At 71.0% G+C, this 13,686-nt stretch carries 16 protein-coding genes; 4 read left to right on the top strand and 12 right to left on the bottom strand.

The window, feature by feature from the left end:
- Window positions 1-128 precede the first annotated feature (128 nt).
- The 10 genes from IE290_RS18825 to IE290_RS18780 form a co-directional block, all read right to left on the bottom strand.
- Entirely contained in the window at window positions 129-1,298 is a 1,170-nt protein-coding gene (locus IE290_RS18825; RefSeq protein ID WP_191245940.1) for an acyl-CoA dehydrogenase family protein, read from the bottom strand.
- A complete protein-coding gene (locus IE290_RS18820) occupies window positions 1,295-2,143 on the bottom strand; it encodes a 3-hydroxyacyl-CoA dehydrogenase NAD-binding domain-containing protein (RefSeq protein ID WP_191245939.1) in 849 nt (282 codons plus the stop codon). The genes IE290_RS18825 and IE290_RS18820 overlap by 4 nt, the downstream gene beginning before the upstream one ends.
- The gene (locus tag IE290_RS18815) at window positions 2,140-2,880 is read right to left on the bottom strand and encodes an acetoacetate decarboxylase (RefSeq protein WP_191245938.1); all 741 of its coding nucleotides are present in this window, start codon (window positions 2,878-2,880) and stop codon (window positions 2,140-2,142) included. Before IE290_RS18815 ends, IE290_RS18820 begins: the two co-directional genes overlap by 4 nt.
- Window positions 2,877-4,019, bottom strand: a complete 1,143-nt coding sequence (locus IE290_RS18810; RefSeq protein WP_191245937.1) for a CaiB/BaiF CoA transferase family protein — start codon at window positions 4,017-4,019, stop codon at window positions 2,877-2,879. Before IE290_RS18810 ends, IE290_RS18815 begins: the two co-directional genes overlap by 4 nt.
- A 100-nt stretch (window positions 4,020-4,119) precedes the next feature.
- Window positions 4,120-5,025: a LysR family transcriptional regulator gene (locus tag IE290_RS18805; RefSeq protein WP_191245936.1), complete on the bottom strand. Its 906-nt coding sequence runs from the start codon at window positions 5,023-5,025 to the stop codon at window positions 4,120-4,122.
- Between the two features lie 10 nt (window positions 5,026-5,035).
- Window positions 5,036-5,575 carry a hypothetical protein gene (locus tag IE290_RS18800; RefSeq protein ID WP_191245935.1) on the bottom strand — a complete coding sequence of 180 codons (540 nt, stop codon included), beginning with the start codon at window positions 5,573-5,575 and terminating at the stop codon, window positions 5,036-5,038.
- Between the two features lie 107 nt (window positions 5,576-5,682).
- Complete coding sequence (locus tag IE290_RS18795; protein WP_191245934.1) at window positions 5,683-6,249, bottom strand: TetR/AcrR family transcriptional regulator; 567 nt, start codon at window positions 6,247-6,249, stop codon at window positions 5,683-5,685.
- Between the two features lie 29 nt (window positions 6,250-6,278).
- Window positions 6,279-6,536, bottom strand: a complete 258-nt coding sequence (locus IE290_RS18790; RefSeq protein WP_191245933.1) for a glutaredoxin family protein — start codon at window positions 6,534-6,536, stop codon at window positions 6,279-6,281.
- A 16-nt stretch (window positions 6,537-6,552) separates the two neighbouring features.
- Window positions 6,553-7,608, bottom strand: a complete 1,056-nt coding sequence (locus tag IE290_RS18785; RefSeq protein WP_191245932.1) for an SDR family oxidoreductase — start codon at window positions 7,606-7,608, stop codon at window positions 6,553-6,555.
- Window positions 7,609-7,676: 68 nt separating this feature from the next.
- On the bottom strand, window positions 7,677-8,507 hold the full coding sequence (locus IE290_RS18780; protein WP_191245931.1) for a phosphoribosylaminoimidazolesuccinocarboxamide synthase: 831 nt from the start codon (window positions 8,505-8,507) through the stop codon (window positions 7,677-7,679).
- A gap of 98 nt (window positions 8,508-8,605) precedes the next feature.
- Between IE290_RS18780 and IE290_RS18775 the strand changes: the two genes are divergently transcribed.
- The 3 genes from IE290_RS18775 to IE290_RS18765 are packed head-to-tail and all read left to right on the top strand — an operon-like array spanning window position 8,606 to window position 11,434.
- Window positions 8,606-10,000 carry an MDR family MFS transporter gene (locus tag IE290_RS18775; RefSeq protein ID WP_229874593.1) on the top strand — a complete coding sequence of 465 codons (1,395 nt, stop codon included), beginning with the start codon at window positions 8,606-8,608 and terminating at the stop codon, window positions 9,998-10,000.
- Window positions 10,001-10,009: 9 nt separating this feature from the next.
- Window positions 10,010-10,909, top strand: coding sequence for a LysR family transcriptional regulator (locus tag IE290_RS18770; protein ID WP_191245930.1), 900 nt, complete (start codon window positions 10,010-10,012; stop codon window positions 10,907-10,909).
- Between the two features lie 60 nt (window positions 10,910-10,969).
- The gene (locus IE290_RS18765; RefSeq protein ID WP_191245929.1) at window positions 10,970-11,434 is read left to right on the top strand and encodes a MarR family winged helix-turn-helix transcriptional regulator; all 465 of its coding nucleotides are present in this window, start codon (window positions 10,970-10,972) and stop codon (window positions 11,432-11,434) included.
- On the opposite strand, the gene IE290_RS18760 is transcribed toward IE290_RS18765, so the two are convergent.
- Complete coding sequence (locus IE290_RS18760) at window positions 11,431-12,360, bottom strand: NADP-dependent oxidoreductase (RefSeq protein ID WP_191245928.1); 930 nt, start codon at window positions 12,358-12,360, stop codon at window positions 11,431-11,433. The genes IE290_RS18765 and IE290_RS18760 overlap by 4 nt on opposite strands.
- Window positions 12,361-12,478: 118 nt before the next feature.
- Between IE290_RS18760 and IE290_RS18755 the strand changes: the two genes are divergently transcribed.
- Entirely contained in the window at window positions 12,479-12,871 is a 393-nt protein-coding gene (locus tag IE290_RS18755) for a winged helix-turn-helix transcriptional regulator (RefSeq protein ID WP_191245927.1), read from the top strand.
- On the opposite strand, the gene IE290_RS18750 is transcribed toward IE290_RS18755, so the two are convergent.
- Window positions 12,859-13,647, bottom strand: coding sequence for an alpha/beta fold hydrolase (locus IE290_RS18750; protein ID WP_191245926.1), 789 nt, complete (start codon window positions 13,645-13,647; stop codon window positions 12,859-12,861). The two genes, IE290_RS18755 and IE290_RS18750, sit on opposite strands and share 13 nt — an antisense overlap.
- Window positions 13,648-13,686: the final 39 nt, after the last annotated feature.

Genomic DNA, 13,686 nt, shown 5'->3' with positions numbered 1-13,686 from the left:
GATGAACGCAAGTAAGCGTCTGGCTAACCACCGAGAGTGCATGTATCCCCCTTCCAGGCGTACGACTTCTCTTCGCCTGAAAGGGGGATTTCGTTGCTGACAGTTACTGATCTGTAATGCGAGATCGACTACACGAACGCGCTCCGGCCGGTGATCGCCTTCCCGACGATCAGGGTGTTCATCTCGCGGGTGCCCTCGAAGGAGTAGATGGCCTCCGCGTCGGCGAAGAACCGCGCCACGTCGTAGTCCAGGACGATCCCGTTGCCGCCGAGCAGCTCACGGCACCAGGCCACCACCTCGCGCATGCGCGCGGTCACGAACGCCTTGGCCAGCGACGACTGCTCGTCGCGGAAGATCCCGGCGTCCTGCAGCCGGGCGAGCTGGACCAGCATGCCCCACGAGGCGGTGATGTTGCCCAGGCTCTTGACCAGCAGGTCCTGCACGAGCTGGAAGCCGGCGATCGGCTTGCCGAACTGCTCGCGCTCGCTCGCGTAGGCCAGCGCCGCCTCGTACGCGCCGATCATCACGCCCAGCGCCTGCCAGGCGACGCCGCCGCGGGTGGCGCGCAGGATCTCCGCGACGTCCCGGAACGAGCGGATGTTGTGCAGCCGGTTCGCCTCGGGCACCCGCACGCCGGTGAGGGTGATCTCGGCGTTCTCCACGATCCGGAACGCGACCTTGTTCTCGATCTTCACCGGCACGAACCCCGCGGCCGGTGTCTCCACGACGAACCCCTTGACGCGGTTGTCGTCGACGTCGCGGGCCCACACGATCACCAGGTCGGCGAAGGTGGCGTTGCCGATCCAGCGCTTGGCCCCGTCGAGCACCCAGGTGTCGCCCTCGCGCTTGGCGGTGGTGCGCATGCCGCCGGCCACGTCCGACCCGCCGAGCGGTTCGGTCATCGCGAACGCGCCGATCTTGTCCATCGCGGCCATGGCGGGCAGCCAGCGGTCCCGCTGTTCCTGGTCACCGCCGGAGTACACGCTGTACATCGCCAGTCCGTTGTGGACACCGAAGAAGGTCGCCACGGACGGGTCGACGCGTGAGTACTCCGCGGCGAGCATCCCGGTCAGCAGGTGGCTGCCACGCGGCAACGGGTCGCCGTAACCCTCGTAGGCCACCCCGGCCAGTCCCAGCTCGCGGAACTTGCCGATCAGCTCGCGCGGGAACTCGCCGCGTGCCCAGTACTCGTTGACCAGCGGCTTGACCTCGGTCCGCAGGAAGTCGCGGGCCTTGAGCAGCGTCTTGCGCTCCTCTTCGGACAGCAGGTCCTCGTAGCCGTAGAAATCGGCGCTCATTTCCCGTCTCCTTGTCCGCGGGCGGCGAGGATCGCGAGCTGCTTGCGGTCGCGCTCCGCCGCCAGTTCGGTGTATTCCCGGTCGCCGTAGGCCTTTTCCACGGCTTCGATCACGCGCTCGGTCGCTTCGGGATCCGGCTGCCCCGGCGTGATGCGCTGCATCGACGCGCCGATGTGCGTCGCGAGGTGCCGATACCCGCCGGGACCGCCGCCGAGGTGCGCGCCGAGGAACGGCCCGACCGCCGCCCAGCGCAGCCCGAGCGAGTTGACCACGACCTCATCGAGCCCGGCCGGATCGACCACGCCCTCCTGCACCAGGTGGACCGCCTCGCGCTGCAGGGCGTTCTGCAGCCGGTTGCCCACGAAACCGGGCACTTCCTTGCGCTCGACGACCGGCACGCGGCCCAGCGAACGGTAGAACTCCACCACTCGCCGGACGGATTCCTCCGAGGTGCGCTTCCCGGGAACCACCTCGACCAGCGGCATGATGTGCGGCGGGTTGAACGGGTGTCCGATGAGGACACGCGAACCGTCGATGTCCGTGGTGAACTCGCTCGACGGGATCGCCGAGGACGAGCTGAGCAGCAGCGCGTGCCCGGGTGCTTCGGCGACGAGCCGGGCGAACAGGTCGCGCTTGAAGTCGAGGCGCTCGGGGCCGTTCTCCTGCACCACGTCCACGTCACGCACGGCGTCGCTGACCGAATCGGCGATGTGGACGTCGAGGTCGCCCAGCGCTTCCGCGAGGTCCGGCCGTGGATCGCTCACGCGCACCTCGTGGCCGTGTTCGGCGAACAGCGCGGCCCAGGACAGGCCGATCGTGCCGGCGCCGATCACCGCGATCTTCATGACGCCTCCAGGTAGTCGTGCACCGGGCTGACCGGCGCGAGGGTGAGATCGGTCAGCACGTGGCTCGCCGAGACGACCTCCCGCACGGGCAGATCGGCCAGCGGGGCCAGCACGTGCTCGAACAGTTGCAGCCGCGCGGGGCCGGTCCACGACTGCTTGACCGTCACGTCGGTGATCCGCGTGCGGACCAGTTCGGCGACGCGGGGACGGCCGTCGTAGCCGGGGATGATCTTGAGCATGAACGTCGGGACGGCGATCTGCTCGCGGGCTTCGTCGAGGTCCAGGCGGTGGTGCTTGTAGCCCATGGTCGCGGTGGCGACCCGCAGCGTGCCGTAGTCGAGCGTCCCGACGAGCGCGCCGTGGTCGACGTACAACCGTGGCGCGCCAACGGTTTTCGGGTAGGCGCTGACCTCCCGGCCGGACGCGGTGGCCGGGAAGTTGTCCAGGTACATCGCGTGCAGGTACTCGCCGCGCTCGTCGCCCAGCCGCACCGGGATCGCCTGCCCCGCCTCGGTGTACGGGCCGTACCCGCTCACATCGCCCATGCGCATCACCTCGAAGCGCACCAGCGGCTCGTCGATCTCCAGCGGTTCCGGGACGACGGCCCGCAGCGCGTCGCGATCGGTGCGGTAGACGATGTTGAGGTACTCGCGATCGGTGAACCGCGGCACGGTCGGTGCGTAGGCCGGGCTGGTCAAGGGAGTCGTGCTGTGCCGCACGACGTCGGTGGCCTTCATCGTCCACGCACCTCACACAGCACCTCTTCGGTGTCCGCGCCCGGGGTCGACGGCAGGCGGCGGATCACGGCCGGTGTCTCCGAGAACCGCACCGGGATGCCGGCCGTGCGGATCGCGCCCTCGGTGGGGTGCTCGACCAGCTGGATCAACCCGCCGTCGCGGACGTAGGGGTCCTCCTCGGCCCGGTCGAGCTCCAGCACCGACGCCATCGGGATGCTGTGCTTCGCGCACACCTCGGCCCACTCCGCGGTGGTCAGCGCCGGCGCGCACTCCTCGATCAGGTCGGCCAGCGCGTCCTTGTCCGCCGCGTCCACGTAGTCGCCGTTCACGCGCGGGTCCTCGGCCAGCTCGGGCCGCCCGGCCGCGGCGAAGAAGTCCCGGAAGTTCCGCGGGTTGTACGGGATCACGCACGCCAGGCCGTCCTTGGTGCGCACCGCGCGGTGGCCGCGTCCCATCGACAGCGGGAACCCGGTGGGCGCGGACGGCGGCTCGAACGTGTGCCCCGCCAGGTGCTCGACCAGGTTGAACGCGATCAGCGTGTCCGTCATCGGCACCTCGACGTGCTGGCCGCGCCCGGTCTTCCGCTGGTGCAGCAGCGCGGCGAGCACCGAGTAGGCGATGGTCAGCGCGGACACCTTGTCACCGAGGATCGTCGGCAGGTACACCGGTTTGCCCAGCGCGCGGTTCGCGATGTCGACCAGCCCGGACGCGGCCTGCACTGTCTCGTCGTAGGCGGCGTGGCCCGCGCGGTCGGAGTCACCGCGGAAACCCTGCGCGTGCGCGTAGACCAGCTTCGGGTTGCGCCGGGACAGCTCGTCGTAGGTGAGGCCCAACCTGCCGAGCGCGCCGGGCCGCATGTTGGTGATCAGTGCGTCCGCGGTGTCGATCAGCTCGAGCGCCCGCGCACGCTGCTCGTCGTCCTTGAGGTTGAGGGCCACGCTGCGCTTGTTGCGGTTCACGGCCATCGCCAGCGCGGTCATGCCCGGCGTGGTGCGGTAGTGCCCGTTGCGGGCCGAGTCGCCGGGCGCCTCGATCCGGATGACGTCCGCGCCCAGGTCGCCGAGGATCTGCGCGGCGTAGGGGCCCATCACCACCGTGGAGAGGTCGATGACCCGGATCCCGTCGAGTGGACCACTCATTCCTGCTCCTCGTTCTCGTCCTCACCTGACAATTCGACGGTAGGACCGATAACGGGGAAACGGAATGATCAATGGGCGAACAATGGTATGACCACAGCGGTCATACCATTTGCCGGAAAACCTCCCTGGCGTCCGCGACGAGCCGGGCCAGCTCGGCACCGTCGCATGCCCGGTCGCTCCGCCAGATCAGACCGGTTCGCAGCTCGGGGTGGAAATCGGTGATCGGAAGCACGGCCACGTTCTCGACGCTGTAGTTGCGCATCGGGCTGCGTGGATCGAGCATCGAGACGGTGAACCCGAGTCCGCTCGCGACGATCTCGGCGACTCCGGAATAGTCGGTCTGCGGCGGCTTGAGGCGTTTCGTCACGCCCGCCGCGCGCAATTCCTGGTCCAGTTGTTCGAAATACACCGGCTGGGCTTCCGGCGGCACCGGCACGTAGGGCAGGTCGGCGAGGTCGGTGAGGCTCAGCGAATCGCGGCCGGCGAACCGGTCGGCGGGCACGACCGCGCCCAGCGGTTCCGACAGCACCGGCACGACCTCCAGCGCGGGGTCGTTCACCGGCAGCCGGACCAGCGCGAGGCTCAGGCGGCCGTCGTGCACCGCTTCGATCAGATCGCTGGTGCGGCCGGGCCAGCGCTTGAGGTCGAACCGGTCGCGGCAGCGTTCCTCCAGCTCCTGCACGCGGACGCGCAGGTCGGGGTGCAGCCCGGCGGGCACCCCGATGAGCGCCATCCGGTGCCGGGGCCCGAGGGCCTCCCGCAGGCGCCACGGGATGGAGTTGAAGTGTTCCAGGGCTTCGCGCGCCAGCGGGAGCAGCGCGGCGCCGGCGTCGGTCAGCTCCACGTGGTGCGTGCTGCGCCGGAACAGCTGGTGCCCGAGCTCGTGCTCGAGGTCCTTGATGCGCTGGCTCAACGGTGACGCGGCCATGTGGAGCTTGCGGGCGGCCTGGGAGAAGTTCAGCTCCTCGGCCACCACGACGAAGTAGCGCAGGTGAAAGATCTCCACCCGGCCGAGCTTACGGGCGGCAGATGATGATCAGGACGCAGCTGGGAGGCGTGCGCGACGGGGTGGTGGTCGTGGTGGTGCCGCCGGTCGCGGTGCCGGTCTGGCTCGGGGCGGTCGACCCGGGCGGCGCGCCCGGATCGGTGTTCGAGGTCGGCGGCAGGTTCGAGTCGGTGACCGTCACCGTTTCGGTGGCGGTGCTGGTGTGCGGCTTCGTGGACCACGGGATGCCGTTGCCGGGGGCGTCGGCATCGGTGGCCTGGTTGGTGACCACCACCCGGGACGAGCTGTTGGTGCGCTCGGTCGTGCGCGGGTTTTCCGGGACACCGCCGCCGGCGAGGCCGCCGGTCGGCCCGGACGGGAGGCTGAACAGCGCGGCGTCGTCGGTGGGCTGGGTGTCCGCGCCGACCTTGACCAGGATCGCGGCGAGCCCGCACCCCAGGACGACGGCCAGCATCACGGCCATCACCTGGAACCGGGGTCTCGGCGCGCGCCGCTGTTCCGTCCAGCCCTCGCGCTCGAGCAGTTCGGCCACCGACACTTCGTCGTTCACCGGACCCACCTTTCGGACGCGAAGGCATACCGACAGTTGCGCGCATTTGTACCGCAACCGGGTGACGGAGATGCAGGCGGGGCTGGAAAACGGCGTCCAAATTACGTTCAGTGTTGGGAAATCGCTCCTAGCAACTTCCGCACCCCGTCAATCGCACGTTCGAAGGGTTCCGGGGAACTCGCCGCCCGGGCGAGCACGTACCCGCCCTGCACGACCGCGGCGACGGTGGCCGCGGTGTCCTCCGGATCCAGGTCCGCCGGCAGCTCGTCGCGCGCGACGCCGTCCGCGAGGACCTCGGCGAGCCGGTGCCGGAGCCAGTCGAAGGTCTCGTGCACCGGCTGCCGCAGGTCGTCGCTGGCGATGATGTCCGGGTCCTGGGCCAGCCGCCCGACCGGGCACCCGCGCAGGACGTCCCGCTCCCGCCGGAGGTACTTCTCGATCCGCTCCAGCGCGGTGCCGCCACCGCCGAGCGCGACCTCACTCTCGGCCCGCAGTTCCTCGGCGCTGCGGCGGATCGCGGCGAGCGCGAGGTCCGGCTTGCCCTTGAAGTGGTGGTACATGCTGCCCTGGCCGGCCTGTGCCCGCTGCTGGATGGCCTTCGGGCTGGTGCCGACGTAGCCGCGGTCCCACAGCAGCTCCTGGGTGCTGCGGATCAGCCGCTCCGAGGTGTCCACGGCTCCACTGTACCTACCGGTAGGTCGGGTCAGAGCAGCTCGGGAGCGTGCTCGCGCACCGCGTCCAGCACCTCGTCCACGGTGGGGTTCACCATCGCCGTCGGGCCGACGAAGACCGTCGGCACCGTCTCGTTGCCGTTCGCGGCCTCGCGGACCCGTTCGGCCGCTCCCGGCTCCTCCCAGATGTTCACCTCGGTGAACGGCAGGCCGGCCCGCTCCAGGCCGGCCCGCAACGCCATGCAGAACCCGCAGCCGGGGCGCCAGTAGAACTCCACGGGAGTGCTCATGCGTTCAGGTTAGCCGTCACGGGATCACTTTACGCTTGCGCAGCTCGTCGAAGATCGACAGGAACATCTCCTCGGTGTCGACGAACTCGTGGAACCCGAACCGGCGCGCCTTCGACCCGTCGGCGATCACGTCGTAGTCCCAGCCGAAGACGAAGTCGCCGAAGCGCCACGAGGACACCTCACCGAACGACGGCTCCAGCCCGTACCGCTCACGCATGGAGTTCCACAGCGGCTCCTTGTCCGCCATGACCGTCTCCAGCGACATCTGCAGCGGCGGCGCCACCTCCAGGTCGAACCACCGGGCCAGCTTCGGCCACAGCTCGCTCCACCGGAACAGGTCGCCGTTGTTGATGTTGAACGCCTGGTTGCCGCAGCGCTCGTCGGTCGCCGCCCACACCGTCGCCTTCGCGAGCAGTCCGGCGTCGGTCATCTCCAGCAGCGACGTGTACGCGCCGGGCTTGCCCGGGAACCGCAGCGGCACACCGAGTTCCTTCGAGATCGACGCGTAGACCGCGATCACGGTCGCCAGGTTCATCGGGTTGCCGAGCGCGAACCCGCACACCACCGACGGCCGCAGCGCCGACCACGTCCACGCCTTGCCCTGCTGCCGCTGCTCCAGGAAGTTCTGCTGGTCCACGTTGAACTCCGGCGGCAGGTGCCCGGCGTCGTCCTCGCGGGCCGGCGTCTTGAACGGGCCGAGGTGCGCGCCGTAGACCTTGTAGCCCTGCATGAGGCTGATGTGCCGCAACCCGCGCGCGACCGGCTCGATCGCGTCCACGAGGTTGACCAGCATCCCGACGTTCGGCGCGACCAGCTCGGCCCACGTCGGCTTGTCCTGGTAGGCCGCGTAGAAGACGTGCGTCACGTCGGTCAGCCCGCCGAGCTTGTCCCGCGCGTCGGCCGGGTCGAGCAGGTCGACCGCGAGGTGGCGGACGCGGCCGCGGTCCGCCCCGCCGCGCCGGGAGAGCCCGATCACCTCCCAGTCCCCGAGCGAGACCAGGTGGTCGACGAGATTGCGGCCGATGACCCCGTTCGCCCCGGCGACCAGGGCGACTTTGCGTTCCGTGCTCATGAGCCCAGGTTCCGCCCGGCCCGGCGATAAGTCCAAGTCCCGTTGGTACCGGGACCCATGAACGCTCTTTATGCCGTCCAGGTCCGCCCGGTGATCCGCTCGTAGACCTCGATGTAGCGGGCGCGGGTGGTGGCCACCACGTCGGCCGGGATCTCCGGCGCGGGCGGGGTCTTGTCCCAGCCGGTGCCGCTGACCCAGTCACGCACGTACTGCTTGTCGAACGAGAACTGCGGGCGGCCCGGCTGCCAGCGGTCGGCGGGCCAGAACCGCGACGAGTCGGACGTCAGGACCTCGTCGCCGAGGGTCAGCACGCCGTCGGCGTCCCAGCCGAACTCGACCTTGGTGTCCGCGACGATGATGCCGTTCTCGGCCGCGCGCTCGGCGCCCGCGCGGTAGATCGCCAGCGTCAGCTCACGCAGGCGCTCCGCGGTCTCGCGGCCCTCCTGCGCGATCACGTCGTCGAACGTGATGAACTCGTCGTGGCCCTCGGTCGCCTTGGTGGTCGGCGTGAAGATCGGCTCCGGCAGCTTGCTGCCCTCGACCAGGCCCGGCGGCAGCTGGACGCCGGAGACGGTGCCCTGCTTCTGGTACTCCTTGAGGCCCAGTCCGGTCAGGTAGCCGCGCGCGATGCACTCGACCTGCACCATCTTCAGCGGCTTGACGCGGATCGCGCGGCCGGCGAACTCCTCGGGCACGTCGGTGGACACGACGTGGTTCGGCACGATCTCGCTGAGGTGCTCGAACCACCACAGCGACAGCTGGGTGAGCAGCTTGCCCTTGTCCGGGATCGGAGTGGGCATCACCACGTCGTAGAGCGAGATCCGGTCGGAGGCGACCAGCAGGATGTCGTCCCCGTCGGAGTAGAGCTCCCGGACCTTGCCCGCGTAGATGTGCTTCATCGTCCCGTCCCGTGTCGCCGGATTTCGCCGCGCCCATCCTACGGTGCTGCTCAGCGACCATTGACCTCGACGTTACTTGAGGTTCTAGCTTCGAGATCGTGGAACGGATTCCCTGGCCCGTGTGGCGGATCTCCCTGGTGATCGTCTTCGGCGCCTTCGTCGGCATGCTGGACTCGTCACTGGTCAACGTCGGACTCGACCGGATCGGTACGGACCTGAACGCCTCCCTCGACCAGGTGCAGTGGGTGTCGACCGCGTACCTGATCGCGCTCGCGGTGTCGCTGCCGCTGTGCGGGTGGCTCGGCCGCCGGGTCGGTGTCGGGCGGCTGTGGCTGGGCGCGTTCGCGGCGTTCGTCGTCGCGTCCGGGCTGTGCGCGCTGGCCGGGGACATCGGGTGGCTCGTCGCGCTGCGCGTCGTGCAGGGCCTGGCCGCCGGGCTGCTGACCCCGGCCGGGCAGACGATCCTCGGCCAGGCCGTCGGCCCGGAGCGGCTGGGGCGGGTGATGAGCATCCTCGGCATCGCGGTGAGCAGCGCGCCCGCGATCGGCCCGACCGTCGGCGGGGTGCTGCTGGACTCGCTGTCCTGGGAGTGGCTGTTCCTGATCAACCTGCCGATCGGTGCGATCGGGATCGCGCTGGGGCTGAAGTACGTGCCGCGCGGTGAGCCGGGTGGCGCCGGGCGGCTGGACTGGACCGGGTTCGCGCTGGTCGGGCTCGGGTTGCCGCTGTTCGTCCACGCGCTCACGTCGGTCGGCGAGGGCGGCGGCGGGATCGGCCCGTCGGTGCTGGTGTCGCTGGTGCTGGGCGCGGCCGGCCTGGTGGTGTTCGCGCTGCGGTCGTGGCGGCGCGAGCGGCCGCTGCTGGACCTGCGGCTGTTCGGCAACCGCGTGTTCGCCGCGGGCACGGTCTCCAGCCTGTTCATCGGCGCCGCGATGTTCGGCGCGATGCTGCTGTTCCCGCTGTACTTCCAGATCCTGCGCGGCGACGACGTGGTGACGACCGGGCTGTCCCTGCTGTCGCTCGGCCTGGGCACGATGGTGGTGCTGCCGCTGGCCGGGTGGCTGACCGACCGGTACGGCGGCGGGATCGTCTCGCTCGCCGGCGGGGTGTTCACCGTGCTCACCACGGCGCCGTTCGCCCTCCTCGGCGCGGACGCGGACCCGGTGCTGCTGCAGGCGTTGCTGTTCCTGCGCGGGATGGCGCTGGCGCTGTCGGCGTCCCCGGCCGGGACCGCCGCGTTCGCCTCGGTGCGGCGCGACCAGCTTCCGGACGCCACTACGATGCTGAACATCCTGATGCGGGTGGGTGGCGCGGTCGGCGGCGCGATGTGCGCGATCGTGCTGTCCCGGTTGCTGCCTGCCGGCGCCGAGCACGCCTTCCAGGTCGCGTTCTGGTGGCTGACCGGCGCCTCGGTGATTGCGGTGGCCGCCGCCGGGTGGCTGTGGCAGGTGCAGCGGCATGAGCGGGTGCGGGCGGTTCCGGTCCCGGCATAAGCTGCGTTCATGACCTTGCGCCAGCTGGAGTACCTGGTGACGATCGTCGACGCGGGCTCGTTCACGCGGGCGGCCGAGCTGCTGCACGTGACGCAGCCCGCGTTGTCGCACCAGGTGCGGGCGCTGGAGCGGGCGACCGGCGGGCCGCTGCTGGAGCGGCTGCCGCGGTCGGTGCGGCTGACCCCGATGGGCCGGGCGATGCTGCCGCACGCGCGGGCCACGCTGGCCGCGGCGCGGAAGTCGGTGTCCGCCGCGCGGCAGGCGGCCGGGCTGCAGTGCGGCGAGATCATGGTCGCGACGGTGTACTCGGTGAGCCTGGGGGTGCTGCCGCCGGTGCTCAAGGCGTGGCGGCGCGCGCATCCGGACGTGCACGTCCGGCTGTTCGAGCACCGGCACGCCGACGAGCTGGCCGACGCGATGGCCCAGGGGCAGGCCGATCTCGCCGTCGGGCCGCCACCGTCCGATTGGGACGGTCCGGTGCACCCGCTCGGCGAGGAGGAGTTCGTCGTCGTGGTGCCGCCCGACGATCCGGCCGCGGACGGGACGCGGGTGCGCCTCGCCGACCTCGCCGACCGGGAATGGGTGCACTACGCGCCCGGCAACGGGCTCGCCGATCTGCTCGACCAGGCGTGCGCGGCGGCCGGGTTCCAGCCGCGCGCCGCGGTGCGCACCGAGCAGACGGCCGCGGCGCCGTCGCTGGCCGCGGCCGGTCTGGGCCCGGCGCTGGTGCCGGCGAACGTGCTGCCGCCCCGGTTCCCCGGGCACCTGCTGCGCCCGGACCCACCGGTGCGGCGCCGATTGGCGGCTTACACGCGCCCGGGTGGCGATCCCGTTTCCTCGGCGTTCACCGAAATCCTCCGCCGCAAGGCCGTTCTGGTTCCCGGCCACGTGGAGCGGTGCCTGAATTGACCCGGTTCACCGCCCCCGATCGGCTATATTCCAGCCTCTGCCGATCAACTGGGAGGGTCCATGCGGGAGACCCACGGGCTGTCCGATGACCAGCTCCGGGCCTGGGTGCACTACCTGGGCGCGCAGACCCTCGTGCAACGCGCGCTCGAGCGGCACCTGCACGAGGCCGCCGGGATTTCCCATGCGGAGTACGAAATCCTCACCAGGCTGGACGGCGCGCCGGGCCACCGGATGCGCATGGGCGAGCTGGCCGCTGTGCTGTTCTCGCCGGGCAGCAGGCTGAACTACCGGATCACCCGGCTGGCCGGTCTCGGCTGGGTCCGCCGGGAACAACACCCGACGGACCGCCGCGGCCTGTACGCCGTGCTGACCACCGAGGGGGCCGATTTTCTCCACCGCGTGACACCCGGCTACCGCCAGGCCGTGCACGATTCGGTGATCGCCCCCCTCAGCGACGACGAATTCGCCGAGCTGGGCCGGATCAGCCGGAAACTGTTCCAGCACCACCTCGCGCGGGGCGATTAGGGCACCAGGACCAGCCGCCCGCGCAGACCGCCGTCCCGCAGCCGGGCGGCCGCTTTCGCCGCGGCTTCCAACGGAAGGGTGTCGGCCACCCGCAGCGTCAGGCGACCCGCGGCGGCCAGCCGGGACAGCCCGGTCAACGCGACGCCGTCGGCCTTGATCCGCACCGGCCGGATCCGGATGCCGCGGTAGTTGTCCGGGCCGTTCCCGATCACCGCGGCGAACGCGCCACCGTCCCGCACCGCGTCCAGCGCCGGGTACCCGAGCACGGCCGCGTCGATCGCGCCGTCGACCCCGCCCGGCACCCGCTTCCGCACCCCCTCGGCGAGGTTCTCCGTGCGCGGCACGAAGAACTCGGCTCCGAAACCACGCACGGCCGCCTCGTCGCTCGCGCTCGCGGCCGCGACGACCCGCAGTCCGCGCAGGGCCGCGAGCTCGACCGCGAACCCGCCGACCGCGCCCGCCGCGCCGGTCACCAGGAGCGTCTGTCCCGTCCTCAGGTCCAGGGCGTCCAGAGCCTGCAGGGCGGTGAGCGAGTTCAGCGGCAGCGTCGACGCCGCCACCGGGTCGGCGCCGTCCGGCGCCGGTGCGACGGCGTCCGCATCGAGGACGATCTGCTCCGCCCACGTGCCGAGCGGGTCGGCCAGCCTGGACCGCAGCCCGATGACCGCGTCCCCGGGCGCGAACGCCACCCCGGCGCCGGCCTCCTCGACCACCCCCGCGACGTCCCAGCCGATCGCCGTCGGGCCGGTGGCGCCGGTGACGCCCATCTCGGCGAACAACCCGGCCGCCGTGGCGACGTCCACCGGGTTGACCGCGGCGGCCGACACCCGGATCCGCACCTGCCCCGGCCCGGGCACCGGAACCGGAACGTCCACGACCTCCAGCACCTCGGGCCCGCCGAACTCCCGCACGACCACTGCACGCATTTCGCGCCTCCTCGGAATGAATCGATGACGTCTGCAGTCGTTCAGAACCGGAGGCGCGGCACCGCGCATCCCATGGCGAGGCACGCACTTTCAAGTGCGTAGGACACCCGGAGGTGCGATGGCCACCCTGACCGCCGCGCAACGCAGGCAGCACGACCGCCAGGCGTACGACGCGTTCCTGGCGGCTTGCCCCGCGCGCAAGGTGCTCGACCGGATCAGCGACAAGTGGGTCACGCTCGTGCTGGCCGCGCTCGGCGACGGGCCGAAGCGTTACAGCGACCTCAGCCGGATCATCGCCGGCGCCAGCCAGAAGATGCTGACCCAGACGCTCCGCTCGCTGGAGCGCGACGGCCTCGTCTCGCGCACGGTGACGGCGGGCGTCCCGGTCCGCGTCGACTACGAGCTCACCGATCTCGGCCGCGGCCTGCACGCGGTCGTGCGGCAGCTCAAGGAGTGGGCGGAGGGGCACATCGAGGAGATCGAGCAGGCGCGCGCCGCCTACGACGCCTGAGGCAGCTTCGCCAGGAAGTCCGCGAGGACGGCGTTGAACTCCGTGCTGCGTTCGAGGTTCGGCATGTGCGCCGCGCCCTCGATGACCGCCAGTTCGGCGCCGGCGATGCGCGCGTGCAGGAACTCGGCCTCGGCGACCGGGGTGTACTCGTCCTGGTCGCCGACGACGACCAGCGTCGGCACCCGGATGCCGGCCAGCGTCGGCACGTAGTCCGGGCGCTCGGCCCGGCCGCGCAGCGCCGCCGCCGCGCCCTCCGGCGAGGTCTCGCGCATCATGCGGTGGACGTGCTCGGCGAGGTCCGGCATGGCGGCGACGTTGGCGGGCGCGACCATCTTCGTGAGGACCTCGTCGGCGTACGGCCGGAGCCCTTCTCGGAGCAATCGCTCGGCCATCTCGGTGCGATTGCGCTTGCCCGCGTCGGTCTCGGCGCGCGGTGAGGTGTCGGCGAGGACCAGCGCGCGGATCCGGTCCGGGAAGAGCCGGTGGCACTCCATCACGATCTGCCCGCCCATCGACAGCCCGCCGAGGACGAACTCGCCGACGCCGAGCCGGTCCAGCAGCGTCTCCAGGTCGCGGGCGAACACCTCCAGCGGCGTCTTGCCGGGCACCACGGTCGTTTCGCCGTATCCGCGCAGGTCGGGGACGATGACGCGCCAGCCGCGCTCGCTGAAGTGGTCCAGCTGCGGCCGCCACATCGAGCGGTCGAACGGCTGGCCGTGGACCAGGACCAGCGCGGGGCCGGAGCCCTTGTCGTCGAAGGCGATGTCGATCGTCATGCCCCGACCGTAGATCCGCTGATATGCTCGGTGCAATAC

The organism is Amycolatopsis deserti, from assembly GCF_014653945.1.
Classification (GTDB): domain Bacteria; phylum Actinomycetota; class Actinomycetes; order Mycobacteriales; family Pseudonocardiaceae; genus Amycolatopsis_E; species Amycolatopsis_E deserti.
This window is presented reverse-complemented; position numbering and strand designations above follow the sequence as displayed.